Below are 23,521 nucleotides of genomic sequence, written 5' to 3'. Positions count from 1 at the left end.
TTCGTATTTTGTAGTGATCAATAAAAAATATAAGGTAAATATTTCAGTGATGCAATTGTTTTTTAGCGATAACTATAAAACATGATACTATGAACATAATGATTAAGTTAAAAGATAAGGCTATCTCCATGATTGAAAAGAAAAAAACTGGCAGGCCAAAACTCATCTCATCAGATAAGCTGGCGGAGGCGTTATTTCAGGTTTTTGCGCAAAAGGGATATGCCTCAACCTCGATAGCAGACCTGACCCATGTAACCGGAATGAAACCTCCATCGCTGTATCTGGCCTTCGGTAACAAAGAGGGGATGTATGCGGCGGCGCTTATGTATTACCGCCAGCACTGGTTGGGGGGGCTGGAACAGTGTCTGCAGGATCAAACACAAACTTTCGAACAACGGATGCGTCATTTTCTTCATGACGCCTTTACGTTGTTCAGTTGTGACGGTAAACCGTTGGGGTGCGCCATGACCTTTTCCGCACTGGCTTTCCAGATTGATGAAGGAGGCCTTGCCGCACAATTACGCGATGAAAGGCAGGCATTTACCCAGTGGCTGGAAAACGAAGCGCGAGAGGCGCAGCAATGTGGAGAGCTGCCTGCTTACCTTGCTCCTGAAGCGTTTGCCTGTTTTATTATCACACTGGAAAAAGGGTTGGCGTTGACGGCGCTGGAGCGTCCGAAATCTGAGGTGGTGAAAGAGATGATTGAAAGGGTCTTGACAGCCCTGTTTCGCCAGCATAAGAAGCAATAAATTATCTACTGGTGACGCAATGGGAGAATTTTCATTTGCATTTATTGTGAGCCCGAGGCAATGAATGGCGAGCCGGAAAAGATAAACGCGAGCTCATTATCACTTAATGTGAGCCTGTGAGGATTTTCATTGTCACTTAATCTGAGCCGAAAATTGCGCTGATTGCGAGCCCGAAGGATTTCGATTGCGAGCCGTTACAAATAGCTTTTGAGATAGTCGTGCAGGTACTGGAAATTGCCGTCAATATATTCCCTCAGATGGACAAGCCAGTCATCACATTCACTCCACGCCGCTTTGTTTGCTGCCAGGCTCAGTGGAGAGATGAACTCGTCGTGTCTGAGACGCCACTCGCTTCTGACACCGGGATCCGGAATAATGATATTTGCCAACAAATTCCCGGCCAGATTGAATGTTTTACTCGAGGACATGCAGGTAATAATGCGTGTAGAATCAGGGAAAAGAGAGGCGGCCGGTGTATGACCGATACCGCTTCGGGACAGGTCGCAGTGAATTTCGTCAGATATCACCCAGATGTCATTGGCCAGGCAAATTTCAATAATCCGCTTAAGTTCATCAGGCCGCCAGACTCGTCCGGTCGGGTTATGCGGATTACACAGGAAAAGAATTTTCACACGTAAATCGGCCTGACTGGCTTTGCGTGCAAAGTCTTCCCAGTCAGGTTCCCAGCCGCCTGCTGATTTTTTTAACGCCGAGTACACCACGCGACGCTGACTGTATTCACCCGCCTTTTTAAACGGGCCATATGAAGGCGTCATAATAAGAATACTGTCATCCATGTCGGTCAGAAGCGGGACGAGACGGTTCAGCGCGGGAATAATGCCCGGAGACAGCACAATGTCTTCCGTTTTGAAACGGTGACCATATTGTCGCTCACACCAGCTGCCAAAGATCTCATAGTATTCTTCGTCGTAGATTTTAGTGTAGCCGAGTATTTTTCTATCCAGACGGTCTCTGATGGCCTGAAGAATCGGCTCTGGTGTGGCAAAAGCCATGTCAGCAACCCAGAGGTTGATTAGCCCTTCTGCCGGATACCGCATTGCAAATTCGGACTGTCCCGAAAACAGGTATTCCCGCCAGCCGTCCACGGTGAGACTGTCTGTTTTCTCTCTGCTTACGTACTCATCAAAATCATATTTCATTTCATAAACCTGCCTTAGGTGTAGTCAGAAACGTCGACCTCAGTATTACTGTCAGTCTGATGCCGGAGCGGGAAAACTGGCTCGTGTGATTAACATAAGAGAATCATCATAACTGCATGAATTAATTGCGTTATTAAGGTTCTCTCGCCTTTGTCATCGACTGACGGGGGGATTTCTCGCGTGTCACCATCACAATGCCAGTCAGCACCGCCAGGGCAGAAAATATCGTTCTGACCGTCAGTGATTCATCCAGGAATACCACACCCCCTAGCATTGCCAGACAGGGAACGCTGAGCTGAAGGGTACTGGCGGTGATAGAGCCGAGAGAGGGTAAAAGGGTATACCACAATACATATGCACCGGCTGAGGCGGCGGCACCGGACAGCAATGACAAAGCAATGCCCGCAGCATCATAGTGACCCTGCTTCATAAACAGCAACGAAAGAGCGAGAGCCATCGGCGTGGCGAGTACAAAATTTGCCGCCGTTGAAGCCCCGGCCGCCTGGCCCGCCCTCCCCCTGACGGAATAGGCGGCCCAGGCTAATCCGGCAACGATCATCATAAGTGCACTGTAAAGCGGCGGTGCCTTCGCCCCGGGTAACAGCAGGGCAGCAATTCCTGCCAGAGCAATAACTAAACCGCAAGCCCGCATAACGGAGAGTGATTCCCCTTTAAATAATCCGTGGATCACCATCGCAAACTGTACGGCACCAAAAAGTAACAGCGCACCTGCCCCGGTATCGAGATGGATATAGGCGACAGAGAAGAGCACTGCGTACACCATGAGGTAAAATCCGCTCAGCGGACGCCACAGCGATAATGTAGTTTTTGCGTGATAAAACAAGAAAGGTGACAGGACGAGTGCACCACTGGCCAGCCTGAGGCTGCTGAATGAAAGGGGATCAATGTGGCCTCCCTGCAGGGCCAGACGGCACAGAATAGAGTTTGCAGCAAACGCCAGCATTGCCAGGGATATTTTAAGAATGAGCGCGCAATTGGCCATTCAGTGAGACCTCATAAAATTCTTGTAAACTACCATCTAGTTGGTAGCATAGCGTAAGTGATCACCGAACAGGAAGCAATAATCAGCTTTCAAACTGGAAGGTGAGGACAGGCATTCGGAATGAATTCTGTTTCACATCCCCAGTAGAGGAAGGAAAACGCGTAATGCCAGATGCAGAGCAGAAGATTATTTTTCCCTGCGATCAAACATATGAAATCAGTTTAAGACCTGGAATATCCTATGAAAAAACTAAAATTTACGTTCAAAAATGCGGCTGGTGAAGAACTGGCCGGATTGCTTGAACTTCCTGAAAATCCTAAAGCGTTTGCGCTGTTAGCTCATTGTTTTACGTGTGGCAAAGACCTCAAAGGCGCGGCGCGTATTGCGCGGAAACTGACAGAGAATGCTATCGCCGTTCTCCGGTTTGATTTTACTGGTCTGGGAAACAGCGAAGGGGATTTTTCCAACACCAACTTCTCATCCAATATTTCGGACCTGCTTTGCGCGGTAGATTATCTCCGCCGACAGTACGAAGCGCCTTCTTTGCTCATCGGCCATAGCCTGGGGGGATCGGCCATTCTGTCTATTGCCGGCGAAGTTCCTGAGGCAAAGGCCGTTGTCACCATAGGATCACCCGGAGAACTGACACACGTAAAACGTCTTTTTAAGGATGATGTTGAAAACATTAACCAGCATGGAGCCTATCCCGTTGAGCTGGCCGGGCGGGTATTTACCTTAAAGAAACAGATGCTGGACAATATTCAGGAACACAAAATCGCTCATAAGGTGTTCGCCATGAACAAGCCTCTGCTTATTTTTCATGCGACTGAAGATGATACTGTGTTAATTGAGCAGGCCGAAAAAATATTCAAAGCAGCAAAGCATCCCAAGAGTTTCATTTCGTTGGGTAAGGCGGATCACCTTCTGACTCATGCTCAGGATGCTGAATACGTTGCCGATATCATTATATCGTGGAGCGAATGTTACCTATAAACAGAGTAAATGCGTTCAAACTCGTAGCGCAGAGGGCGATTTTCTGCAGAGATCGGACGCTGTTTATGCTGGACTGATTTTGCGATAAAGGCTTAGGCCGATGCATACAGGCGGGGCTGAATAAGGGTGAGGCCCTTGGGCGAGCATCCTTCATGCACCGGCTGAATGAAATCAGGGATCTGGGGGTGGGAGGATCAGCGTTACCACGCCACCGGCGCTGACACTACATACGGCGGCGATAACACTCTGGAATACGGTTTATATAGAAAGAACCATTGAGCCGCTTAAGCAAAAAGGAGTCCCTGTTAATGAACTGCTGGTCTCTCATCCTTCTCCACTGCTGTACAAAATATAGTCTTAGCGTGGGATAATTAATGAGATGGTCACTCCCTCCTTCCCGGTACTATGCTGAGGACAGGCTTTCATTCGGAGAACTATCATGGAAAACATTGCGCTCATTGGTATCGATCTGGGTAAAAACTCTTTCCATATTCATTGCCAGGATCGTCGCGGGAAGGCTGTTTACCGTAAAAAATTTACCCGGCCAAAGTTGATCGAATTTTTGGCGACATGCCCCGCTACAACCATCGCAATGGAAGCCTGTGGCGGTTCTCACTTTATGGCACGCAAGTTGGAAGAGTTGGGGCATTCCCCAAAGCTGATATCACCACAATTTGTCCGCCCGTTCGTTAAAAGCAATAAAAACGACTTTGTCGACGCCGAAGCTATTTGTGAAGCTGCATCGCGTCCGTCTATGCGTTTTGTGCAACCCAGAACGGAATCTCAGCAGGCAATGCGGGCTCTGCATCGTGTCCGTGAATCCCTGGTTCAGGATAAGGTAAAAACAACCAATCAAATGCATGCTTTTCTGCTGGAATTTGGCATTAGCGTTCCCCGAGGAGCTGCCGTTATTAGCCGACTGAGTACCCTTCTTGAGGACAATAGTTTGCCTCTTTACCTCAGCCAGTTATTGCTGAAATTACAACAGCATTATCACTATCTTGTTGAGCAGATTAAAGATTTGGAATCCCAGTTGAAACGAAAGTTGGACGAAGATGAGGTTGGACAGCGCTTGCTGAGCATTCCCTGCGTCGGAACACTGACAGCGAGTACTATTTCAACTGAGATTGGCGACGGGAAGCAGTACGCCAGCAGCCGTGACTTTGCGGCGGCAACAGGGCTTGTACCTCGGCAGTACAGCACGGGAGGTAGGACGACATTGCTGGGAATTAGTAAGCGAGGTAATAAAAAGATCCGAACTTTGTTGGTTCAGTGTGCCAGGGTATTCATACAAAAACTGGAACACCAGTCTGGAAAATTGGCCGACTGGGTCAGGGATTTACTGTGCCGGAAAAGCAACTTTGTCGTCACTTGTGCTCTGGCAAACAAGCTGGCCAGAATAGCCTGGGCCCTAACGGCACGACAGCAAACTTATGTAGCATAACGGCAGAAATACACCGGTTTAAAGAATTACTGATCTGGTTTTGCGAATACTGATATTGATGATACTAACGGCCCACCGGCCTGTTGAGGAACCTGTAAAACGGAAAGGCTCATTGAAGCCGTATATTTTCTGGAGGTTCATCAGGCGCGGAACTCATCAAGGCGCGGGAATAAAATCCCATTCAGACGCCGGATAGATTCAAGCAAGCCAACTTGTCGTCAAAATCGGTGTTGCAAAAACGGGAGTGACCATAGATTCCGTTTTCCAAGCGGACCCCAATGGGGTCGGCATGAGACTGAACACCATCCAGTTCCCGACCGCGTAGCCGCCTGTCCTGCCGATCAGGTCTTGACCATCGACGCCTGGGATCAGTCCTGAATGTTCTTGGAGACCACTACGTTATGAGCCGCAGCCGCCGCAAAACACCCATCGTCGGGCACACGACCTGCGGCAGCGAGCGCGAGGACAAGAAGCTCTGGCATCAGCGCTGGCGCACCCGTGAGCGCACGGCGCTGACCAGCGCGTCGCCCGAAGCCCTGAGCGCCCATCTGCCCCTGCTGGAAAACCAGGCCAGCAGCGTCTGGTCGATGGGCAAGGATGGCCGCTCCTACTGGCCCGTCAAGCGCCAGGCCGCCACGGCGGATCGCATCGCCAATCACAAGGGACGCAACCCGCAAGAACGCGCCTCCCTGAAAAAGCGCCTGCTTACACTGTGATTCCTTCAAAATATCTCAACGAAATTTCCCGACACCTGTTTAAGCTATCTTGCTGATATTTCTGTTTTTCGATTTTTGCCGGCGCGATGCCGGCGACGTTGGCCAGCTGCCCCGGGCGCGATACTGAGATCAGTTTCTTTGAACAAAAAAACCGCCTTTTGGCGGTCAGTATTCAGTAGCTGGAACGGTAGTCTCTCCCCCGATTCCAGCGGTCTTGCCAGTGTTCGAGGAATGATTCAGCGAGCTTAGGCATGTTCCAGATCACCACCGCATTCTCCGAGTTTTTCGTTTCGGCCGCTTTGGTGAAATTAAAGCTGCCAGTTTCAACGGTCACATTATCCACGATGATCACCTTGTCATGCTGGATAGGGAAATCACTGTCAGTACGCAAAGGGATGCCGCTGTTCGCTATGTAGTTCATGGCCGCAATGCTGGCGCGCCCCGTATTGCCCCTTTCATCAATTACGATTTTCACATCAACTCCCCGTTTTTTGGCTGCTACCAGTGCTTTCATAATATCCGGGGCGGTAAAAGAATAAGCCATCATCCGTATCGAGGTTTTTGCGGAGTCAATGGCGCTCAGGACGAGAACGCGGGCGCTTCCTTCAGGCGAGTAGCCAACCTGAACGGATGGTTCCACCGCAAAGGCGGGCAGGGCGGCTGTCGTAAATGCTGCGGCCAGAAGCCAGGTTGCTAAGTTTTTCATTACAGGCTCCCGTTCACACACTGCATTTTATATTCAGGGTCAAAATAAATTTCTTTGATTTTCCGCTTTTCCATATGCACCACAACGTCAATGGTGGAGTAGAGCATTCGCATAATATCGCTCATATCGAGCATACGGCCGATAGGGGTCGCCTTGATAAGCAGCCCAATACGGTTAAAGGCATCGCGCGCAGAGTTAGCGTGCGTTGACATAACACCGCCTGGATGGCCGGTATTAAGTGCTTTAAGATAATCCCACGCAGCATCATCCCTAAGCTCAGTCATGATGATACGGCCCGGTGTCAGACGCATACAGGCTCGCAGGGCATCAGTGGCGCTGACGCGGCCGATCTTTCCTGCATCGCCGTACATCATATAAACGGCTTCTACAACGTGATCGACCGTGACTTCGTGAACGTCCTCTAAAATAATTACACGCTCGTCTTTATGTAGCGATTTTAACAGCGCGCGCGTGAGTACCGTTTTCCCCGACCCGGTTTCACCGCAGATCACGATAGTGCGTTTCTTCTCAACGGCGGTTTGCAGGAATGCGGGCCATTTTTCGCTGCTGTGCAGCTCTTTAAGGAAAAAATCATCATCCGTTAGGCTTTGCTTGCTGCCGGTAATCTTCCGGCAGTCACTGAAAATCCCCTCGCGGGTCAGCTGCTCCAGATTTTTATCGGCCGCCAAATCCTTACGAAACGCTACGGCCGTTGTACCGTCAATCACCGCAGGGGGCAGACAGATAACGCCCCTGATCCCGCCAGGCAGGATCACGTCATTAATGGCCTGCATGGTCAGCTTGTTGCTGCTCACCAACGATTTAGCAAGGTTCCTAATAAAATCTGCCGTAATTGCCGCGTTCTGCACAACCCTGCGGCCGCTGAACGTATCACAGATAACTTCCTGAAAGCAGTTAATGCGAATTTCAAAAACAGTAGGATCTTCTAAATACTCGCGCAGTGGGCCAAGTTGATAGAAAGCTGCATCAGTCATGATTACTCCTGAAGAAAAGCGGGCGCTAAGCGCCCACTTTTTTAGTTGTCTGCGAGCGTATAAACGCCGCTGAAATCGAGGTCGCGGGCAACAAAAATGCTCACCGCATCACCCTGCTGATCGTAGAGGGTAGGGGGGATAGACATGTAAGAGCGGAGTGCTTCAGACGCCAGCTGCTCACCGCTGTTTTCTGTACTGTTGTACTGAATGTTATTACTCTGCGTCTGGTTAACCAGCGCCGTTAAGGTGTCAGAGAACAACGAAATCATGATCGCACCACGCAGACGCTCCCACATATGGGTATCCACCTGGCCCGGAATCCCCGCGCTGCCGAGTGAGTTCGTTCCGGCACTGTCAATATTAACGATTGTTCCGTCCTGGTCATTGCGGATACGCTCCCAGAGAACAAACACGCGCGCCTGGCCGTCTTTGATACCACCGGTAATCTGCCCGTCAACCCATGAGCCTTTATCAATCAGCCTAACGAGTCCATCAGCTGAGTAAACGTCCTGTGAAACCCGGCAGGAAACCTGACCCGGAACAGTGGTATCCAGCTCGGTGCCGGTACCACAGGGGATCATTTTGCCTTTCGGAACAGTCAGGCTGGGATTAGCCATGACTCCAGCGCGGCTAGCCTTCAGCCTTGCAGGAGTCAGGTTTTTAGCGAGTGCTGAACTACCTTCGCTTGTTTCGTTGTCCTGGGGCTGCACTCCGGGACTATTGCTTGTAGCCGCCTGATTAGTCTGGGCCAGCTCGCCGCCCAGACGACGCTGCATAGCCAGTTCTTCAGGCGAAGGTTCTTTACGCTTATTAGAGGTACGCGCGCCGGTATTGCTGCTGCCCGCATCTGCATCTGCCTGTGCGGCAGCCTGCACAGCACGGGCATCAGTGGCGCTATTCTGCGCAGTTGCAGGTTTATTAACATCAGGATCGCTGTTAAAGCTGTAGTTTGGCAGTGTATTGGCCTGTTGCGCTTTACCACCGTCTTTATCAGCTTCAGCTTTAGCCGGGGCGCGAATTTTACCCATGACCGTAATCCCGATGAATACCAAAGCAAGCAGCGCCATCAGTATGACAAAGGCTTTCATACCAGGAGCCGAACGGCGGTTACTGCCATTAAATCCGCCACGCTCGCTTTCAAATTCACCGTCTCCGGTGTTTTCATCGAGTTCCTGATCTACATCGACACTTTTACGGGCCATCAGTTATCCTCCCCAATTTGAACCCTGCGCACATCCGGGGAAGCCGTACCGGTTGCTACCGCACCGGCGCCCGGCGCGAAATTATTATTACGAACGCCAACGACTTTATCGCCCAGACGAATACGCCACTCTTTAGCGACGGTTTCCACCTCGATGATGTTGCGGTTCTCACCCACAACATGAGAGTTAGGCAGCGTTTCTTTGCCACTGGCCGAGATCATGTAGACCTGCGGTAACTCCGCATTGGCCGGAAACTCAAACCGGGTAAAGCGGTAGTTATCCCAGACGTGAACCGGCTGGATGCTGCGCATTTCAGGCTGTTCGCTCATTACGTACTGATAGTTCTTCGCCCCCGCAAAAGCCGTCTGCTTCAGCTTCTGCGTAATGCGTTTTTTATCAGCCGCGCTTTTGGCTTTTTCCTGCTGCTCAAACGGATATTCATAGGTCAGCTGAAGAACGGCCTGGCGCACAGCCCACGGCGTTTCAATAAAGGATTTTGATACCGTACCGTCTGCATTTTTCTTCGTTTCTTCACCGATGAAATGGAGGACGATGTTATAGGTGCGCTTATCGGTGACGATCACCAGGTTGGTATCACTCATGGCCTGTTTCGGCTTCACAAAAAAATGGTTCATTTTGTGCGCAAACGTCCAGCTTTCAGAATCGCCAAAAGCATGAGTGATATAGGTTTCGTCAGGCGCGACAACAATGTGGGTAGCCACACCGGCGATAGCGTCAATTTTGACCACATTAACAGGGTTATAAACAACGCTTTTAATGCGATAGTCATAAGGAGAATTGCGGCCAACCTCAAGCGCCATAACGTTAGTGGCCGCGCCTCCCAGGACTGACAAAACGACTGCTGAAAGAAGTAGTTTTTTCATGGGGCAGCCCTCAGTTAACTTCCGGGTTGACGCGATAACTCGTCACGCGGAAACCCAGCGGGTTGACATAACGCTGCTCAGCATTCATCGCCAGCGATTTATATTCATACCCCATAATGGCAATCCAGCGCTGCGGCTGATCATCAACGGGATTGCTGCGCACGCGGCGAACCGTAGTAAAGCGTATCGTTGCTACGCCGTGCGGTTTATCGAGGATCACAGAGTTAATCTTCACGCGGGTCGTTTCACTGTCGCCCAGAACCTTATCAAGACCGTTGCGGCCCTTGAACTTGCTCTGGTAAGACTCTGCCACGTTCGGCGTGGACATTAAGCCAACGGCCGTATAGTCGACCTGAACTGAATAGAAGTCATAGCTCTCACGGTGAATGACATATTGTGTCAGCCAGAACTTATCAATTTCGTCACCATAAGAGGTCTGGTCGCGGGTCAGCTTGACCTGCTGTACTTCGTGAGTGGCCTCGTTGAGCGTTAGCAGATGTGCGGGGATTGGCTGGCTGTACTTATGCACCACGTAACCAACTAAAGAGAGTGCAAAAACAGTTACCACCGCTGAACCGGTGGCAACCATCCAGGCGGTACGCCGGGACTTCAGCACTTCATCCATCAGATCAACTTCAAGCCCTTTACGGCTTTCGTTGAACTCTTTAATGGCTTCACGTGTAAGCCCTGTTTTTTTATTAGCTTTCATTTGCACCACCTTGCGTATCAACCGGGATTGTTTTGTTTACTGGAACGGTGTTGCTCCAGTCCGGCTCCGGTGGCGGTTTATGCCCGCTGGAACAGGCGCTAATCAGAAGAACTCCCATAAGCAATAAGCTGCGCATTACGGCATCCATTATCGGTTGTTGAACGTACTAATTATAATAAGTCGTCGAAATTGCAATTTCAACGACTTTTGTTTTAATTTTATGCAGCCTTCTTCCCTCGACTGCCCCTTGCCTTACCACTTAAATTAGAACCACTGCTTCCTCCGCTGTTGCTGCCACTTCCTCCACCTGCCGATTGCTGGCCGCCGCCACTGTTACCGCCTCTGAACGCATTACCGCCAAACATGCCGTGGCTGCCCATATTGCCAAGCGCCTGCATGGAAGAACCCGTAGAGCGTGCGGCGTCAGCAACTCCGGCGCTGATACCGCTACCCCAGCTGGCGGCAATTTGCGGAATCTGGAACAGAACGAAAACGGAAATGACCGTCAGTAATAAGGCGGAGATAGAACCAGTGATTGATGAGTAAGCGGCATCAGAGTTCATCGAGGACAGGAGGTTGTCGAACATCTGCATGATGAAACCAAACACGAGCGCAAGAATGACGACGACAAGGCCATAGTTAATGACCGACGCCAGCCAGCGAGCAAAGATGTTTTTTGTCGCTCCCCACAGCAGGCAGAAGATTGCAATCGGGCCAAAACAAAGCGTAACGGCCAGAAGGATTTTAGCCATGATCACAAAGCCCGCACCGAGGCCGCCCAGCACAACGGTAGCAATCATCATAATGCCGCCAATGGCATACGCGGCCAGGCCGCTCGATGAAAACACGTCTGCGGCTTCCCATGCGGTGTTGACGATCTTGATACCTTTTTCAATACCGCTATCAATAATCGCCGGTACGCCACTTGCACCGACTTTATTAGGGGCAGACAGTATCCCAGCAAAATCATCCGGCAGGTGAAGCGCCACGTTGACCAGTTCCTGTTGATACCAGCCGCCCGCCGTTGCAAAGCTCAGGATAAGGGCTATGGAAAGATACTCTTTAATCAGCGAACTCAGGCTGTCGCCCGCCCCCGGATTAAACGCTGAGTACATCCCCTGAACCATCAGCTTGATTGTCAGACAGGTGGCAATCAGAGGCGTTACATCAGAGATAATGGTGGCAACATTGGCGCTCACCATTGACGTAATCGCCCCGTCTACTTTTGCGAAAATGTCTGCGACTAGGGTGAATGCCATATTGCCTCCTTACTCCTAAATTTTCGGTGAATTGATTTCGCCGTCTTTTTTGCCGAACACAAACAGCTGACGATCGGCTTCGCGCGCGTTTTTGCAATCAGGTTTCTGAAGTTCATCCGCGTCTTTCTTGCATTCCTGAATTGTTGCCTTGCGCTCTTTCTCATGTTTTTTGTACCACTCCACGTCATGCGAGGCATCGCAGGCCACCAGGAGGAAAGGGATAACAAGCAGTAGTTTTTTCATAATTACCTCAGTTAATTGAAGGTGACGCGGTAACGTCCCCGCCGGTTCCAAAAACAAAATTGTGGGTGGCACGTTCTTTCTGCGCACGTAATAGCTTGTCCTGTGACTGCTGCAACATGTTCATCAGATTCAGCTTCGCCTGCTCACCCTGAATAGCACCCTGTGACGTCTGGATACGGGCCTGTAAGTCAGCAATCGATTTCAGGTCTGGAGTCGTTTTAATCTGCTCCGTCAGCTCCTGCATATCGGTTAGTTCCTGCATCTGGTTGTTGTAGGCTTTTTCTGCCATAACGCGGTCATAAGCGCCTTTTTCAGCCAGCTTTTTGTTCATGTAGGTAATTGCTTCGCTGGGCGTCATGTCGTCAACTTCCGCATTAAACTGGCCCATCATGCTGTTAACTGAAGGCGTGACGGAAGAACTGGAGTTCATGGCGTCGCTGTAAATCTCCTTCCAGTTGTCCGGCAAATTATTTGCCAGCGTGCTGGTAGACGTCCCCAGCAGATCGCCCAGGTTGGTTGTCTTTGCCATCGACTCATACATATTTTTCTGCGTTTGCAGCTGGCTTTTAAGCTGCTCCAGCTGCTGCGCCATTTGCTGAAGCTGCTCGACCTGTTTAGCCAGTTCAGTAGGGTTGGTCACGATGATGCCTGCGGAAGCGCTTTGCGCGCCTCCCAGAATCAGGCCGGTGGTCAGCAATACTGCCGTCAGTGTTTTTTTCATGGTGTTTTGCCTCGTTGTTAAGCCGTCAGGCGCCAGTATTCTTTGAGCCATACTTCAGGGTCATTACCGAGCCGTTCAACCAGCTCATGCGCAATTTCGGCATTTTGTGGTTCACCGGACAACACGCTAAGAACGTTGTCCATTGTCTTAATATCTGCATCAATATCGTCGCTGTTGCGAGGGTAGAGATTGAAAGAAGCAATCGCAGACTGTTGCCCTTGTTTAACCAGGAACTGTCTGGAGTGTTCGGTAATCGACATCAGCGCGTCGTATTCAGCATCAGTAAGGAAGGCATAATCCTCTCGGATAGCTTCCGGATCGCGCAGGCAGATTTTTGTGACGGTCTGCGACATGATCGTGCGGCCAATACGGCTGGACAGCGCATCGTTCGGCTCCTGCGTGGCAAACACATAGATAGCGTCTTTCTTACGGTCAGTTTTGATACCACGCTTAACTTCACGCTCGATAACCGGATCGTCAAGGTAGGCGTGGAACTCGTCAAAGCACTGAATGACGCGGCGTTTGCCGTCGATGGAGTCACGTACCCGGTACAGAAGGTACATCATGAGCGGAGTACGGGCCGGGCTGGATACTTCCTCTTTGGCTGCGATAAACTCGGATAAATCGAAGCCAAAAATATCATTCGCGCTGAGATCCAGGCTGTCTTTATCATTGTCAAACAGCCAGCCATACTGGCCTTCGCGCGTCCATTCGCGCAGCAGCCCTTTCAGTGATACGCCATTTTCCACAACTTCATTCACGTACCCGTCCAGGATAGTAACGGTGCGCGCCTCGCGTGGAATAAGTGAGCCTTCCCCCATAACCGCATCAACGCCTTCAGCCAGTTCGGTAGCCATCGTTGCGCTGATAGGCCCGTTATTGGTGGTTTCCACACAAATGCGGAACAGGTTTTTAATGAGGGCAATATTGCGTTTGGTCGGTTCAATCTGAAGCGGGGCAAACCCGGACGGCATACCCTGTTGCAGAACTTTATAGTAGCCACCAACGCTTCGAATGAACGGCTCCATACCGCGGTCACGGTCATAAACAAAAAGCCGCGGGTTGTACTTCATTGACTGCGCCAGCAGGAAGTTAAGCAGCGTGGTTTTACCTTCCCCCGACATACCCGTTATTAACGCATGGCCCAGCGGGCGTTTACCGTAGGAAAGTTCTTCAAGCGGGGTCACATGGAAATTAAAATAGAGTGGCGTACCGCTGATCGTGCGGAACATGGTCAGCGCTGGCCCCCACGGGTTATTGTCAGGCTTGCCACGCATAAAATTGTGGAACGGGCTGAAGTGCAGGAAGTTCCATGAGTTTATCGGAACCGGGCGCGGCGCCCATTTCTGGTTGCCAGGCAGTCTCGCATAATATGCAGCCTCAGAGGCCAGGCTGAGAGTCCCGCCAACCACGCCACAGCCGGTTAGCATAACCTTCACACGACGCGCTTTGCGCTGTACCGCGTTTTGGTCATTATCCCAGACATGCACGGTTCCATGATGGTAGCCCATCACGAACTCTCTGGACGTCAGCATATCGAGCGCGGTACCAAGCTGTGCCAGCTGGCTTTGCGCACGGTCGCGCGTTTCCTGCAAAGATTTTTCCTGATGCGTCAGAAACGTTTTAGCTGAAGATTCAGAGAGGCAAGAAAAACTCTGCGTCAGAAGGTATTCAAAATCGGCTTCTTTAAGCATGTTAAGCTGGCCTGGCTCTGTATCTTCTTCGTATTCACGAAATTCAATGCCGGTGGTATAGAAGTTGTGATCTACCGTTCTGATCTGGACAACATCCCCCCACAGTGAGCTAACAGGGCGGTTGTCCATGATGTACTCACGGATACGATCACGGCAAACAGGCACGATGGCCCATTCCATATTTGCGAGGAAATAAAGGAACTCCAGCGCTTTTGAATAAGCGTGAGCCTGCGAAGGTTCAGGCTCGTTGCGTTCGATAACAATGGCTTCGTCAAAAATGTCTGATTCATCGACTTCAGCAAGTTCTTCACGTTCTTTTTTATCAGGCGCAGGAATTTCAACACCGCGTTTGTCACGATAATAGATACCCAACTGCTGAATGCCATACGGCTTCATTGCTTCCAGGATTTGTTCAGAAATATCTTCCAGACCTTCAAGCGCCTCATTCTGCATTCGCTGAATTTCGTCACGAGTCGGCTTTTCAAATTTCGCCAGAAACTTCTGTGTTTTATCCCCTACCTGTTTGTAAATAACGGTCAGATAAAGGTCATTAATCAGCTGCTTGGAATCACCGTGCAGCTTACGGTTATATTGATCAACATAAGCAGGGAAAAAATGGTCATACTCACCATCCGGGTACTCTTTAGCCTCATGGTGATATTCATGCGTCCACAGCTCTACATGGTCTGTTCCGAAGCTCTTGACCAGCGTATTAAGGTCTTTATGCCAGGTGACCAGTTCCCGATCTGATGCGCAGTCATGTGTGCGGCCATCCAGCTTGAAAAAAGCCATCAGATCGCCGTTTTCCATCGAAATCACGTAATCATTGAGGTGATAAGAATAGGGCAAATACTTTTTATTTACTGATGGCTCCTTACGGTAGGCATCAATTTTTTTTGGCTTCGTAGCGGTGGCAGCTCTCATTATTTTAAACCCTTACGTTTGTAGTCAACAGAGGAATAAGACGATCCTCCCCACTGCTTAAACGGAGAATCAAACCAATTACTGAATTTGGTTTTCAACCACAGGCCCATAATTCGAAACATGCGGTCGTCATATTTTGTTAATGCAGCTGAAGGAATCCACAAAAAGACGAACACCAGGATCGCCCACATATGAATAATCATAAAAAGCGAGGCAGAAATCATGAATATCATCATAGCTACATTACGTGGTACACCCAGCGCGCGAGGTAAGCGAGTCGCACCTTTGAAAAGCGGTCTTTTCCCGTCAACGAACATCTTTGTAGTCCTCACTTTGGGGGACAAAAGTCCCCCCTTTTCGCGTTGTTCAGCTTCCTACGCCCGTCAGGGAAACCAGAAATGATGCAGAACCAATACCAATCAGCGAGATTACGATACGAGGAATAAAGCTGGCTGGGATTACGTGAAGCATCCACATAAAGCAACTAACCATGATCGCAATAGCACAACCAATTGGAATCCATGTGCTCAACCACGTCTGGATTGATGTAGCGGTTGATTCACCAGTATCGGTGCCAGCGGCCAGCGCAATTTGCGGCAGGGCAATGGACAAAACGCCCATAACTACCGCAGGGCCATACTTCTTAAACAACGTGGTCATACTTTCTCCTTACTCACTATCTTCTGTTGATTGCAGATTTAACCGGCATTCTTCAACGCCACACTTATCTTTCAAAAACTCTGCCAGTAGCCTTAAATCAGCCCAGGTTCGTAGTTCATGCTCTTTGTTAACCCGAATGGAACATGCGATCTGGCCCAACTGTTCATCGTCTATCTGAAAAACGGGATACCACGTCTTTAATGAAACCCGTTTTATCGTTACCTCCTTCACTTTTCCTGTTTCAAATAGCTCCAGGATCTGTGATTGCAATACAAGGTACAAACGTTCCATCCATAACCTCACTCCCCCTTCGCTGTTTCCTGTTTGGTTAAAAAGGCATCCGTATTATTTCGGCTGAAGGCATCGCCATCACTCGAACCAAAAACATCTTGTTCACCGTCATACTGCGTGGCCGTACTTTTTGCCTGCTGAGGCTCAGTCGCGGTGCTGTCCTCACTGGTCTGGCCATCAGGTAGCAGCGTAGGGATTTTCAAATCAGTTGATTGACGCGCCACGTTGATAACTTTCGTGACATACCCGTTAGAAATCCCGTTTATGAGTGAGCCGGTGTTGTAGCAGGAAAGCGCGTGTCTCAGCGCAACCTGCCCGGCTGGATAGGATTTCAGGGCGCTATCATAACAGGCTTTAAGGATGGTCTGGCTCGCCCGCAGGTTGATGCAGGGCTTGAAAATATCGTCAACCGAAAGACCCAGGCCCACTAAATTATTTGAGTTAATTTGTGCAAGGCCCATATCAAAACTTTTATTATCCTTCAGCAGAACTTTCGAAACGCTGACGGCCTCAGCTTCAGTACGTGGTTGCTGTTTTAACTGGGTACTACCACCGTTAATATTGATCCTGTACGGCCCATTTGAGGACTCATGGCCGACGATGTACGCCATTGTTAAGGGTGAAACATCAGGCGCACATCTCTGCGCAAGCCTGGCAACTTCATCTGAGGCAGGCGCAGCACTGGCACGGCCAGCACAAGCAAGGCAGGCCAGAGCGAGAACCAGAAGTTTTGGATGTTTACTCATTTACGTTTCACCGCGTAATTGTAATTTCGACGACTTATGTTTATGATAAGGGCTAATGAGATCGTGTCAAGAAGAAACGAAAAGAAAACCTCTGAAGGAAGGAAGGTAATGCTGGTTCCCCTGAAATCAGAAAAACGCCCCAAAGGTGAACCCATGTATCGTGACCCGGATAACCCTTTTAATACGTGGACTGGTATAGGGAAGCGCCCGGCCTGGCTAACTGCAAAATTGGACGCTGGCATTAGCCTGGAAGCCATGAAAATGCAGGGCGTTGCCAACCCCAGAGAACATAGACAAGTAAAATACCGCGACCCCAGGAACGCAGAAAATACCTGGTCCGGGACTGGCCGCCGACCAACATGGCTCAAAGAGCTGCTTGATAGTGGTTTATCACTTGATGATCTAAAGATATAACCGGAGAGTATAAAAATGGGCGATGTTATTGATTTTGCGGAAAAGCAAAAAGGCAGAAGGAAGAAAAAGGCATTTTCCATTCCGCCCATTTTAAGAAAATTCCGTGTCCATGCTATCAGGTTACTCGCCAGCATCATCAAATCCGGCTCTTATTCAGTTGCTTATATCGTTAAGAAAATTACAGGAAAGTTAATCAAGTTGTTCGCAATGTTAACGATTTTCGTTTTTATTGTCGAATATATCGCAGGCGATATAGGTTACAAATCTATTTATAACTCTGCGTTATTATTAATATTACTTACCGTTATCAACATTCTGGCGGGTGTATATCTGAACAAACTGTTAAGGACAAAACAATGAAGAAACTCTTAATCCCTCTGATAGCAGCTGGTAGTCTGCTTTATCTTCCTGCCAGCCATGCTGAAGATCCCTGCAAAGTTATTATGTGCATGGCGGGCAAGCTCACCGGCGATAGCGGCGGAAGCGAGTGTAACAGTGCTGAAGCTGCTTTCTTCAATATCGTTAAAAAGAACAAGCACGGCTTTTTACCCAACCACACGAGGGATGCCAGGAAGGCTTTTCTTAATGAATGCCCGGATAATGGCGAAGGTGGAAGTAACCAGTCGATGATAAGCCAGATCATAAGTAAATACGGGAAAGTTCGCTTATAGGCGGGCTAGGAATAATCTCAATTTAAGGAGCCAACGTGAAAAAAATTATATTAAGTGCATTAGCCTGTACAGCTCTCTTAACTGGTTGCGTCAGCCAGGATAAAGGTAATGCGATGCAGAGCCAGATGAATAACCAGCAACGCCAGATTAACGAATTATCCGTTCGTTTGCAGTCTGCGGAGTCCCGGCTATCAAAGCAGGAAGAAAAGCTGCGCAACGAACTGCTGCAATCCAGCGGCTATTGCTATCTGAATGGCGCCCGCTACTCGACCGGCACCGTACTTTACGGGCGGATTTGCCAGAATCAGTCAGGCAGCGCTTCGTGGCAGGTTTACAGCCGTCGCTAAACACCAGGGCGGTTTAACCGCCCTTTTCTTTACCCACAGAAAGCACACTATCACCATGTTCCCCTTCCCCACTACAGAAAACCTTATTCTATGGGCTTGCAGCGCCATCGCACTGTTTGCCGTTGTATTCTTCCGGCGTTCAGTACGCAACCGACGACACAAAAGGAAGCAGCAAAGTGCGCGGCGGGTGCTGGAGCGCATAAAGACGTTGCCGGGCTTCCCACAAAAAATTAACTACCTGAGGAAAATTGATCCTTTTGTGTTTGAAGAACTGTTGCTGGAAGGATTTGAAGCGCATGGCTTCAGAACCATCAGAAACAAACGCTATACCGGCGATGGAGGCATTGACGGCCAGGTAATAATAGGAAAATATCGCTATCTTATTCAGGCTAAACGCTATCGCGGCCATATTGCTTTACAGCACGTACAGGAGTTCGAGAAGTTGCTTAAACGTCATAACTGTCGCGGTCTGTTTTGCCATACCGGGAAAACCGGCGCAGGTTCAAAATCTGTCAGTATTGCCAGTGAACGGATGGAGATTATCAGCGGCCAGCGCCTGATAGATTTGCTCACGCCCGGCAGCTCCTTCACTATCGCAACCGCCCCGCAGACGATGATGAAGCGTACCGCAGCAACACTAGAAACGAGCACCATTGTTAAAGATGCCGGTAAAGAAAATCGATACCATGAGAGTTAATTAAATGAAGTCAGTAACTATAGAAGCAAAAACATTTGCTGAAATGTTAGGAATAACAGAAGGTGAATTAATCTTTGCCATTAAGAAAACTGGCACATTCAAAAACAAGACCATCCCACAACCTCATGAGCCACATAAATCAAATAATAGATTTTTATATTCAGACGTAATGAGGTTTATAGAATCACTAAAAGACAAAGAGAACCGGTAATGACTCCAACTTACTGATAGTGTTTTATGTTCAGATAATGCCCGATGACCTTGTCATGCAGCTCCACCGATTTTGAGAACGACAGTGACTTCCGTCCCAGCCTTGCCAGATGTTGTCTCAGATTCAGGTTATGTCGCTCAATGCGCTGAGTGTAACGCTTGCTGATAACGTGCAGCTTTCCCTTCAGGCGGGATTCATACAGCGGCCAGCCATCCGTCATCCATACCACGACCTCAAAGGCCGACAGCAGGCCCAGAAGACGCTCCAGCGTGGCCAACGTGCGTTACCTAACAATAAACCTGTTTAAATATCCAGATAAAAACATTCAATCTGGGTCAAATGAGTGATACAGTTTCACCCATAAGACCCAATGGAGGCAATATGTCTGAATTTGAATTACTGGCGCAGGATCTGCTTGAGAAAGCAGAAGCGGAAGAACAACTGCGACAGGAAAATGATAAAAAGCTGCTCGGGCAGGTGCTGGAAATCTATGACCAGAAGTACGTGGCTGAACTGCTTAGAAAAGTTGGTAAAAATGAGTGGAGTCGCGAGACTCTTAATCGCTGGATTAATGGTAAGTGCTCACCTAAGACGCTGACGTTAGCCGAAGAGGAACTTCTACGAAAAATGCTTCCGGAAGCGCCTGCACATCACCCTGACTATGCCTTCCGGTTTATTGACCTGTTTGCTGGGATTGGAGGTATACGGAAGGGCTTCGAAACCATCGGTGGCCAGTGCGTTTTTACCAGTGAATGGAATAAAGAGGCTGTGCGCACATATAAAGCTAACTGGTTTAACGATGCTCAGGAACACACTTTCAATCTCGATATTCGGGAAGTCACGCTCAGTGATAAACCTGAAGTACCTGAAAACGATGCCTATGCTTACATTAATGAGCATGTGCCGGATCATGATGTACTTCTAGCAGGTTTCCCCTGTCAACCGTTCAGCCTTGCGGGCGTAAGCAAGAAAAACTCGCTCGGGCGCGCGCATGGTTTCGAATGTGAGGCTCAGGGAACGCTTTTCTTCGATGTGGCGCGTATTATACGCGCAAAAAAACCTGCCATCTTTGTTCTTGAAAACGTTAAAAACCTGAAGAGCCATGACAAGGGTAAAACCTTTAAAGTCATCATGGATACCCTCGACGAACTGGGCTATGAAGTTGCGGATGCAGCTGAGATGGGCAAAAACGATCCTAAAGTTATCGACGGAAAGCACTTTTTACCTCAGCACCGAGAACGTATCGTTTTGGTCGGTTTCCGTCGTGATCTGAACATTCACCAGGGCTTTACCCTGCGCGATATTAGTCGTTTTTATCCGGAACAGCGTCCGTCATTTGGCGAACTGCTGGAACCCGTGGTTGACAGCAAATATATACTGACGCCGAAACTCTGGGAGTATCTCTATAACTACGCCAAAAAGCACGCAGCTAAGGGTAACGGATTCGGTTTTGGCCTCGTTAATCCTGAAAATAAAGAAAGCATTGCCCGTACGCTTTCTGCTCGCTATCACAAAGACGGGTCTGAAATTCTGATAGACCGTGGCTGGGATATGGCCACAGGTGAAACAGACTTCGCGAACGAAGAAAATCAGGCGCATCGGCCCCGCAGGCTGACTCCACGAGAGTGCGCGCGCCTTATGGGTTTTGAAAAAGTAGATGGCAGGCCTTTTCGCATTCCTGTGTCAGACACTCAGTCGTACAGGCAGTTCGGTAACTCCGTAGTGGTGCCCGTGTTTGAAGCCGTAGCCAAACTGCTTGAACCTTATATCCTGAAAGCGGTTAATGCCGATTCGTGCAAGGTTGAACGAATCTGATCGCTCCTCCCGGTATTTATGCCGGGAGATAATCTATGGAATATCTGCGTAAAGCCCTGTCAGCTCAGCAATAAACGCACCTAGCGTCATTAGCTCAGCTCTCACCGCCTCCGGGTATTTTTTGTGCAGCGATGATGGCACGACCAATCTGACACCCGACTCCCGCATCTCCCGATATTGAGCCAGAGAAACTCCCTCTTGGAGTGTAAACAGATGCACCTGATGAATTTTATCGGCCTCATTCAGTATCTGACGCCAGCGATCCTTACAGGTAGTCTTGACTGCCAGCATGCGCAGATTTTCTACGGGAAACTCAGTATCGTGGTAAGCCCCTGCGGAAGGGAAAAGGAAATCGGGTTTTTTATTACCTTCTGTGATGGCCTGCGTCGCAAAGTGTCGCAGGCCGTGCTCAATGAATAGATGCTCCAGGTGCAGTTCCAGCGACTTCCCGGCTCTGGATTTACGGCGATTGCTGACAGAATTGGCCAGCGCAATAAATTCATCCACAGAGCCAAATCCTTTCCGGATGATATCCAGAACATGCAGTTCCTCAACCAATAGAAATATGTCGTACTCCACGCGCCGGCGGTCAAGAAGTTGCTCATCCGGATCAAGGGAATTTTTCACATAATGGCTGGCTGCATACTGAATAATTTCACTTCCCGACGGAAAGCGCAGGTGCCAGTCTTCAGGTAGAATATATTTATGATTTACTGGCGCTTGCTGTAGAGATAGTCCGCCTAGAATCTGTCCTGCGGGGCCGGATATAAGCGCTCCGGGTATAACTTCACCAATAGCGGTCTCAATGACGTCCTCTTCATCAGTGCTGGCGCATACCCAAATATTTACTTCCTTACAGTCCCCCCCTTGCTCATCAAGCTTGAAAGCCAGGAGCGTCAGAGCCCCTGTATTTTCAGGATTCTGAAGTGGGCTGCCTCTACCCCAGCGGGTAATCCTTTTTTCATTCCGGGTTTTACCAAAATGACGGCTGTTATAATAAATTGCCCGGGCTTCGCTGTCAGGGCAATCATGCGATGACACATGTGCGGTGAGAAAAACCGAAGGGTTCAGTTCACGGGTATGGTTGATAGACGGAAAGAGTTTTTCAACGATACCTGAAGGGATATAAAGCCCTACCTGGTGACCACCTGTTGCGCCGGTATCGTTGGCGGAAAGGCGTTTGATGTAGACGAAGTAATTCTCACATGCGATCTCAAGTAGCCAGTTGTGGAAAACCGACATAAGCATCCCCTGTTACCCTGAAACTCTACTCACCATTTTTTCATGATTATATACAAACAGCCAGAAAGGCTGTTACAGACGATTTGATCTGCAACCTATTGGTTAAATTAATGTATCAAAAACGATGGTTTTTGTGACAGTCTTGAAAAGTCCTGACTTCTCCCGAAAAATGACTCCCCTCATGTAACAAAACTCGTTACTGTATCAACATAACAATAACCCCATAACTAATTAGCGAGAAAAGAATGAAAATCGGCTATGCACGTAAATCTACGCATCTTCAGGATGTGGCGCACCAGGTTGACGAACTAACAAAAGCTGGATGTGAGCAAATCTATCAGGATCAGACCTCACGTAGCGGCCCCAAGCGCGACAAAAAAGGTGCGCCGGAACTGGAGAACTGCCTGAAAGCATTGCGCGAGGGAGATACCCTAGTAGTTTGGGCACTAGATCGGCTCGGCGGTTCATTGGGTCAAGTCATTACTTTACTCGACGACCTGAAGAAACGCGGAATAACTTTCATAGCCATCAAGGACAGAATAGACACAAATGCGCCAGTTATAGGGGAAATCTATACTCATCTGATGGCGATATTCTCTAGCTTTGAACGCAACCGCAATATTGAAAGAACGCGCTCAGGCCTTGCAGCTGCACGCGCAAGGGGCCGTGTGGGAGGGAGAAAACCGTCACTTTCTGAAGAAGATGTTAAACAAATTAGAATCTTACTTGCTGATCCTGAAATGACAGTTGGTGCAGTTGCTAAGCGCTTCAACGTTTCTCGCATGACTATTTATCGCTACACCACAAAATCATGAATGACCGCAGCATGGCGGTTTTATTTTCTTATGCCCGTCAGGGCATGGAAGGCGACCACGCCGGACTTAAACGGGCACCGGCCGCAAATCGCCGGAAACCGCAACGCTGACCGTATCGCCCGGCCCAGCCCCTCCCTGCAAAGCCATAACCCAGCCCGCCGCCACGCAGCTGCCGCACGTCCCCCACGGTGGTGCGCAGTGGGCGCCGCG

The 23,521-nt window shown here is 49.3% G+C and carries 29 protein-coding genes and 2 pseudogenes; 13 read left to right on the top strand and 18 right to left on the bottom strand.

Going from position 1 to position 23,521, the window contains the following annotated elements:
* The first annotated feature begins 128 nt into the window (after positions 1–128).
* On the top strand, positions 129–749 hold the full coding sequence (locus tag H7R58_RS24815; protein WP_001567388.1) for a TetR/AcrR family transcriptional regulator: 621 nt from the start codon (positions 129–131) through the stop codon (positions 747–749).
* Positions 750–943: 194 nt separating this feature from the next.
* Here H7R58_RS24815 and H7R58_RS24810 read toward each other — a convergent pair whose 3' ends face one another.
* Positions 944–1,909, bottom strand: a complete 966-nt coding sequence (locus H7R58_RS24810) for a MalY/PatB family protein (protein WP_021242982.1) — start codon at positions 1,907–1,909, stop codon at positions 944–946.
* 133 nt (positions 1,910–2,042) lie between these two features.
* A complete protein-coding gene (locus H7R58_RS24805; protein WP_001567390.1) occupies positions 2,043–2,912 on the bottom strand; it encodes a DMT family transporter in 870 nt (289 codons plus the stop codon).
* 240 nt (positions 2,913–3,152) lie between these two features.
* Between H7R58_RS24805 and H7R58_RS24800 the strand changes: the two genes are divergently transcribed.
* From H7R58_RS24800 to H7R58_RS24785, 4 genes and pseudogenes are all read left to right on the top strand, one after another.
* Positions 3,153–3,905 (top strand): alpha/beta hydrolase family protein, encoded by a 753-nt coding sequence (locus tag H7R58_RS24800; RefSeq protein ID WP_004729622.1) that lies wholly within the window; start codon positions 3,153–3,155, stop codon positions 3,903–3,905.
* A gap of 26 nt (positions 3,906–3,931) precedes the next feature.
* A pseudogene (locus H7R58_RS25710) lies at positions 3,932–4,245 on the top strand (Tn3 family transposase); the annotation flags it as partial.
* 99 nt (positions 4,246–4,344) lie between these two features.
* Complete coding sequence (locus H7R58_RS24790; protein WP_022542389.1) at positions 4,345–5,349, top strand: IS110-like element IS4321 family transposase; 1,005 nt, start codon at positions 4,345–4,347, stop codon at positions 5,347–5,349.
* A 401-nt stretch (positions 5,350–5,750) separates the two neighbouring features.
* Positions 5,751–6,065: a hypothetical protein gene (locus H7R58_RS24785; protein WP_000091613.1), complete on the top strand. Its 315-nt coding sequence runs from the start codon at positions 5,751–5,753 to the stop codon at positions 6,063–6,065.
* Positions 6,066–6,237: 172 nt separating this feature from the next.
* Here the strand turns inward: H7R58_RS24785 and H7R58_RS24780 are convergent, their stop codons facing one another.
* From H7R58_RS24780 to H7R58_RS24720, 14 genes are all read right to left on the bottom strand, one after another.
* The gene (locus H7R58_RS24780) at positions 6,238–6,771 is read right to left on the bottom strand and encodes a phospholipase D family nuclease (protein WP_000792636.1); all 534 of its coding nucleotides are present in this window, start codon (positions 6,769–6,771) and stop codon (positions 6,238–6,240) included.
* Positions 6,771–7,766 carry an ATPase, T2SS/T4P/T4SS family gene (locus H7R58_RS24775; RefSeq protein ID WP_012561144.1) on the bottom strand — a complete coding sequence of 332 codons (996 nt, stop codon included), beginning with the start codon at positions 7,764–7,766 and terminating at the stop codon, positions 6,771–6,773. The genes H7R58_RS24780 and H7R58_RS24775 overlap by 1 nt, the downstream gene beginning before the upstream one ends.
* A 41-nt stretch (positions 7,767–7,807) precedes the next feature.
* Positions 7,808–8,968, bottom strand: coding sequence for a type IV secretion system protein VirB10 (gene virB10 / locus H7R58_RS24770; protein ID WP_012561145.1), 1,161 nt, complete (start codon positions 8,966–8,968; stop codon positions 7,808–7,810).
* Positions 8,968–9,852: a TrbG/VirB9 family P-type conjugative transfer protein gene (locus H7R58_RS24765; protein WP_000735066.1), complete on the bottom strand. Its 885-nt coding sequence runs from the start codon at positions 9,850–9,852 to the stop codon at positions 8,968–8,970. Before H7R58_RS24765 ends, virB10 begins: the two co-directional genes overlap by 1 nt.
* 10 nt (positions 9,853–9,862) lie before the next feature.
* Positions 9,863–10,561: a VirB8 family type IV secretion system protein gene (locus H7R58_RS24760; protein WP_000646594.1), complete on the bottom strand. Its 699-nt coding sequence runs from the start codon at positions 10,559–10,561 to the stop codon at positions 9,863–9,865.
* Positions 10,551–10,679 carry a conjugal transfer protein TraN gene (locus H7R58_RS25705; protein WP_071882546.1) on the bottom strand — a complete coding sequence of 43 codons (129 nt, stop codon included), beginning with the start codon at positions 10,677–10,679 and terminating at the stop codon, positions 10,551–10,553. The genes H7R58_RS24760 and H7R58_RS25705 overlap by 11 nt, the downstream gene beginning before the upstream one ends.
* A 100-nt stretch (positions 10,680–10,779) precedes the next feature.
* A complete protein-coding gene (locus H7R58_RS24755) occupies positions 10,780–11,820 on the bottom strand; it encodes a TrbL/VirB6 family protein (protein WP_001749958.1) in 1,041 nt (346 codons plus the stop codon).
* A 15-nt stretch (positions 11,821–11,835) separates the two neighbouring features.
* Positions 11,836–12,063 carry an IncN-type entry exclusion lipoprotein EexN gene (eexN, locus tag H7R58_RS24750; RefSeq protein ID WP_001749959.1) on the bottom strand — a complete coding sequence of 76 codons (228 nt, stop codon included), beginning with the start codon at positions 12,061–12,063 and terminating at the stop codon, positions 11,836–11,838.
* 7 nt (positions 12,064–12,070) lie between these two features.
* Complete coding sequence (locus H7R58_RS24745; protein WP_001749960.1) at positions 12,071–12,784, bottom strand: TrbJ/VirB5 family protein; 714 nt, start codon at positions 12,782–12,784, stop codon at positions 12,071–12,073.
* A gap of 17 nt (positions 12,785–12,801) precedes the next feature.
* Entirely contained in the window at positions 12,802–15,270 is a 2,469-nt protein-coding gene (locus H7R58_RS24740; RefSeq protein ID WP_223669807.1) for a VirB4 family type IV secretion/conjugal transfer ATPase, read from the bottom strand.
* 131 nt (positions 15,271–15,401) lie between these two features.
* Positions 15,402–15,719, bottom strand: a complete 318-nt coding sequence (locus H7R58_RS24735) for a VirB3 family type IV secretion system protein (protein ID WP_000496058.1) — start codon at positions 15,717–15,719, stop codon at positions 15,402–15,404.
* A gap of 49 nt (positions 15,720–15,768) precedes the next feature.
* Positions 15,769–16,062 (bottom strand): hypothetical protein, encoded by a 294-nt coding sequence (locus H7R58_RS24730; RefSeq protein ID WP_001749962.1) that lies wholly within the window; start codon positions 16,060–16,062, stop codon positions 15,769–15,771.
* A gap of 9 nt (positions 16,063–16,071) precedes the next feature.
* A complete protein-coding gene (gene korA, locus H7R58_RS24725; RefSeq protein ID WP_016338364.1) occupies positions 16,072–16,353 on the bottom strand; it encodes a transcriptional repressor KorA in 282 nt (93 codons plus the stop codon).
* An 8-nt stretch (positions 16,354–16,361) separates the two neighbouring features.
* On the bottom strand, positions 16,362–17,099 hold the full coding sequence (locus H7R58_RS24720; protein WP_109547639.1) for a lytic transglycosylase domain-containing protein: 738 nt from the start codon (positions 17,097–17,099) through the stop codon (positions 16,362–16,364).
* Positions 17,100–17,207: 108 nt separating this feature from the next.
* Between H7R58_RS24720 and H7R58_RS24715 the strand changes: the two genes are divergently transcribed.
* The 6 genes from H7R58_RS24715 to H7R58_RS24690 are packed head-to-tail and all read left to right on the top strand — an operon-like array spanning position 17,208 to position 19,439.
* Positions 17,208–17,513 carry an H-NS family nucleoid-associated regulatory protein gene (locus H7R58_RS24715; protein ID WP_012561154.1) on the top strand — a complete coding sequence of 102 codons (306 nt, stop codon included), beginning with the start codon at positions 17,208–17,210 and terminating at the stop codon, positions 17,511–17,513.
* A 15-nt stretch (positions 17,514–17,528) separates the two neighbouring features.
* Positions 17,529–17,873, top strand: coding sequence for a hypothetical protein (locus H7R58_RS24710; RefSeq protein WP_012561155.1), 345 nt, complete (start codon positions 17,529–17,531; stop codon positions 17,871–17,873).
* On the top strand, positions 17,870–18,184 hold the full coding sequence (locus H7R58_RS24705; RefSeq protein WP_016338363.1) for a TrbM/KikA/MpfK family conjugal transfer protein: 315 nt from the start codon (positions 17,870–17,872) through the stop codon (positions 18,182–18,184). Before H7R58_RS24710 ends, H7R58_RS24705 begins: the two co-directional genes overlap by 4 nt.
* Positions 18,185–18,219: 35 nt before the next feature.
* The gene (locus H7R58_RS24700; protein ID WP_013279382.1) at positions 18,220–18,531 is read left to right on the top strand and encodes a hypothetical protein; all 312 of its coding nucleotides are present in this window, start codon (positions 18,220–18,222) and stop codon (positions 18,529–18,531) included.
* 55 nt (positions 18,532–18,586) lie between these two features.
* The gene (locus tag H7R58_RS24695) at positions 18,587–19,228 is read left to right on the top strand and encodes a restriction endonuclease (protein WP_012561158.1); all 642 of its coding nucleotides are present in this window, start codon (positions 18,587–18,589) and stop codon (positions 19,226–19,228) included.
* Between the two features lie 4 nt (positions 19,229–19,232).
* Complete coding sequence (locus H7R58_RS24690; RefSeq protein WP_001749967.1) at positions 19,233–19,439, top strand: hypothetical protein; 207 nt, start codon at positions 19,233–19,235, stop codon at positions 19,437–19,439.
* A gap of 10 nt (positions 19,440–19,449) precedes the next feature.
* Here the strand turns inward: H7R58_RS24690 and H7R58_RS24685 are convergent.
* A pseudogene (locus tag H7R58_RS24685) lies at positions 19,450–19,722 on the bottom strand (IS1 family transposase); the annotation flags it as partial.
* 98 nt (positions 19,723–19,820) lie between these two features.
* On the opposite strand from H7R58_RS24685, the gene H7R58_RS24680 reads away from it, so the two are divergent.
* A complete protein-coding gene (locus tag H7R58_RS24680; RefSeq protein ID WP_001288432.1) occupies positions 19,821–21,254 on the top strand; it encodes a DNA cytosine methyltransferase in 1,434 nt (477 codons plus the stop codon).
* Positions 21,255–21,287: 33 nt separating this feature from the next.
* Here H7R58_RS24680 and H7R58_RS24675 read toward each other — a convergent pair whose 3' ends face one another.
* Positions 21,288–22,496, bottom strand: a complete 1,209-nt coding sequence (locus H7R58_RS24675) for a type II restriction endonuclease (RefSeq protein WP_000110241.1) — start codon at positions 22,494–22,496, stop codon at positions 21,288–21,290.
* A 245-nt stretch (positions 22,497–22,741) separates the two neighbouring features.
* Between H7R58_RS24675 and H7R58_RS24670 the strand changes: the two genes are divergently transcribed.
* Complete coding sequence (locus tag H7R58_RS24670; RefSeq protein ID WP_001749988.1) at positions 22,742–23,311, top strand: recombinase family protein; 570 nt, start codon at positions 22,742–22,744, stop codon at positions 23,309–23,311.
* Positions 23,312–23,521 lie beyond the last annotated feature (210 nt).

It is taken from the genome of Klebsiella sp. WP4-W18-ESBL-05 (assembly GCF_014169075.1).
GTDB lineage: Bacteria > Pseudomonadota > Gammaproteobacteria > Enterobacterales > Enterobacteriaceae > Kluyvera > Kluyvera ascorbata_B.
This window is presented reverse-complemented; position numbering and strand designations above follow the sequence as displayed.

Excerpts from the sequence above, each read along its gene's own strand:
- H7R58_RS24815 (WP_001567388.1), top strand. The coding sequence starts at position 129 with ATGATTGAAAAGAAAAAAACTGGCAGGCCAAAACTCATCTCATCAGAT.
- H7R58_RS24810 (WP_021242982.1), bottom strand. The coding sequence starts at position 1,909 with ATGAAATATGATTTTGATGAGTACGTAAGCAGAGAGAAAACAGACAGT.
- H7R58_RS24805 (WP_001567390.1), bottom strand. The coding sequence starts at position 2,912 with ATGGCCAATTGCGCGCTCATTCTTAAAATATCCCTGGCAATGCTGGCG.
- H7R58_RS24800 (WP_004729622.1), top strand. The coding sequence starts at position 3,153 with ATGAAAAAACTAAAATTTACGTTCAAAAATGCGGCTGGTGAAGAACTG.
- H7R58_RS24790 (WP_022542389.1), top strand. The coding sequence starts at position 4,345 with ATGGAAAACATTGCGCTCATTGGTATCGATCTGGGTAAAAACTCTTTC.
- H7R58_RS24785 (WP_000091613.1), top strand. The coding sequence starts at position 5,751 with ATGAGCCGCAGCCGCCGCAAAACACCCATCGTCGGGCACACGACCTGC.
- H7R58_RS24780 (WP_000792636.1), bottom strand. The coding sequence starts at position 6,771 with ATGAAAAACTTAGCAACCTGGCTTCTGGCCGCAGCATTTACGACAGCC.
- H7R58_RS24775 (WP_012561144.1), bottom strand. The coding sequence starts at position 7,766 with ATGACTGATGCAGCTTTCTATCAACTTGGCCCACTGCGCGAGTATTTA.
- virB10 (WP_012561145.1), bottom strand. The coding sequence starts at position 8,968 with ATGGCCCGTAAAAGTGTCGATGTAGATCAGGAACTCGATGAAAACACC.
- H7R58_RS24765 (WP_000735066.1), bottom strand. The coding sequence starts at position 9,852 with ATGAAAAAACTACTTCTTTCAGCAGTCGTTTTGTCAGTCCTGGGAGGC.
- H7R58_RS24760 (WP_000646594.1), bottom strand. The coding sequence starts at position 10,561 with ATGAAAGCTAATAAAAAAACAGGGCTTACACGTGAAGCCATTAAAGAG.
- H7R58_RS25705 (WP_071882546.1), bottom strand. The coding sequence starts at position 10,679 with ATGGGAGTTCTTCTGATTAGCGCCTGTTCCAGCGGGCATAAACCGCCA.
- H7R58_RS24755 (WP_001749958.1), bottom strand. The coding sequence starts at position 11,820 with ATGGCATTCACCCTAGTCGCAGACATTTTCGCAAAAGTAGACGGGGCG.
- eexN (WP_001749959.1), bottom strand. The coding sequence starts at position 12,063 with ATGAAAAAACTACTGCTTGTTATCCCTTTCCTCCTGGTGGCCTGCGAT.
- H7R58_RS24745 (WP_001749960.1), bottom strand. The coding sequence starts at position 12,784 with ATGAAAAAAACACTGACGGCAGTATTGCTGACCACCGGCCTGATTCTG.
- H7R58_RS24740 (WP_223669807.1), bottom strand. The coding sequence starts at position 15,270 with ATGGCTTTTTTCAAGCTGGATGGCCGCACACATGACTGCGCATCAGAT.
- H7R58_RS24735 (WP_000496058.1), bottom strand. The coding sequence starts at position 15,719 with ATGTTCGTTGACGGGAAAAGACCGCTTTTCAAAGGTGCGACTCGCTTA.
- H7R58_RS24730 (WP_001749962.1), bottom strand. The coding sequence starts at position 16,062 with ATGACCACGTTGTTTAAGAAGTATGGCCCTGCGGTAGTTATGGGCGTT.
- korA (WP_016338364.1), bottom strand. The coding sequence starts at position 16,353 with ATGGAACGTTTGTACCTTGTATTGCAATCACAGATCCTGGAGCTATTT.
- H7R58_RS24720 (WP_109547639.1), bottom strand. The coding sequence starts at position 17,099 with ATGAGTAAACATCCAAAACTTCTGGTTCTCGCTCTGGCCTGCCTTGCT.
- H7R58_RS24715 (WP_012561154.1), top strand. The coding sequence starts at position 17,208 with ATGCTGGTTCCCCTGAAATCAGAAAAACGCCCCAAAGGTGAACCCATG.
- H7R58_RS24710 (WP_012561155.1), top strand. The coding sequence starts at position 17,529 with ATGGGCGATGTTATTGATTTTGCGGAAAAGCAAAAAGGCAGAAGGAAG.
- H7R58_RS24705 (WP_016338363.1), top strand. The coding sequence starts at position 17,870 with ATGAAGAAACTCTTAATCCCTCTGATAGCAGCTGGTAGTCTGCTTTAT.
- H7R58_RS24695 (WP_012561158.1), top strand. The coding sequence starts at position 18,587 with ATGTTCCCCTTCCCCACTACAGAAAACCTTATTCTATGGGCTTGCAGC.
- H7R58_RS24690 (WP_001749967.1), top strand. The coding sequence starts at position 19,233 with ATGAAGTCAGTAACTATAGAAGCAAAAACATTTGCTGAAATGTTAGGA.
- H7R58_RS24680 (WP_001288432.1), top strand. The coding sequence starts at position 19,821 with ATGTCTGAATTTGAATTACTGGCGCAGGATCTGCTTGAGAAAGCAGAA.
- H7R58_RS24675 (WP_000110241.1), bottom strand. The coding sequence starts at position 22,496 with ATGTCGGTTTTCCACAACTGGCTACTTGAGATCGCATGTGAGAATTAC.
- H7R58_RS24670 (WP_001749988.1), top strand. The coding sequence starts at position 22,742 with ATGAAAATCGGCTATGCACGTAAATCTACGCATCTTCAGGATGTGGCG.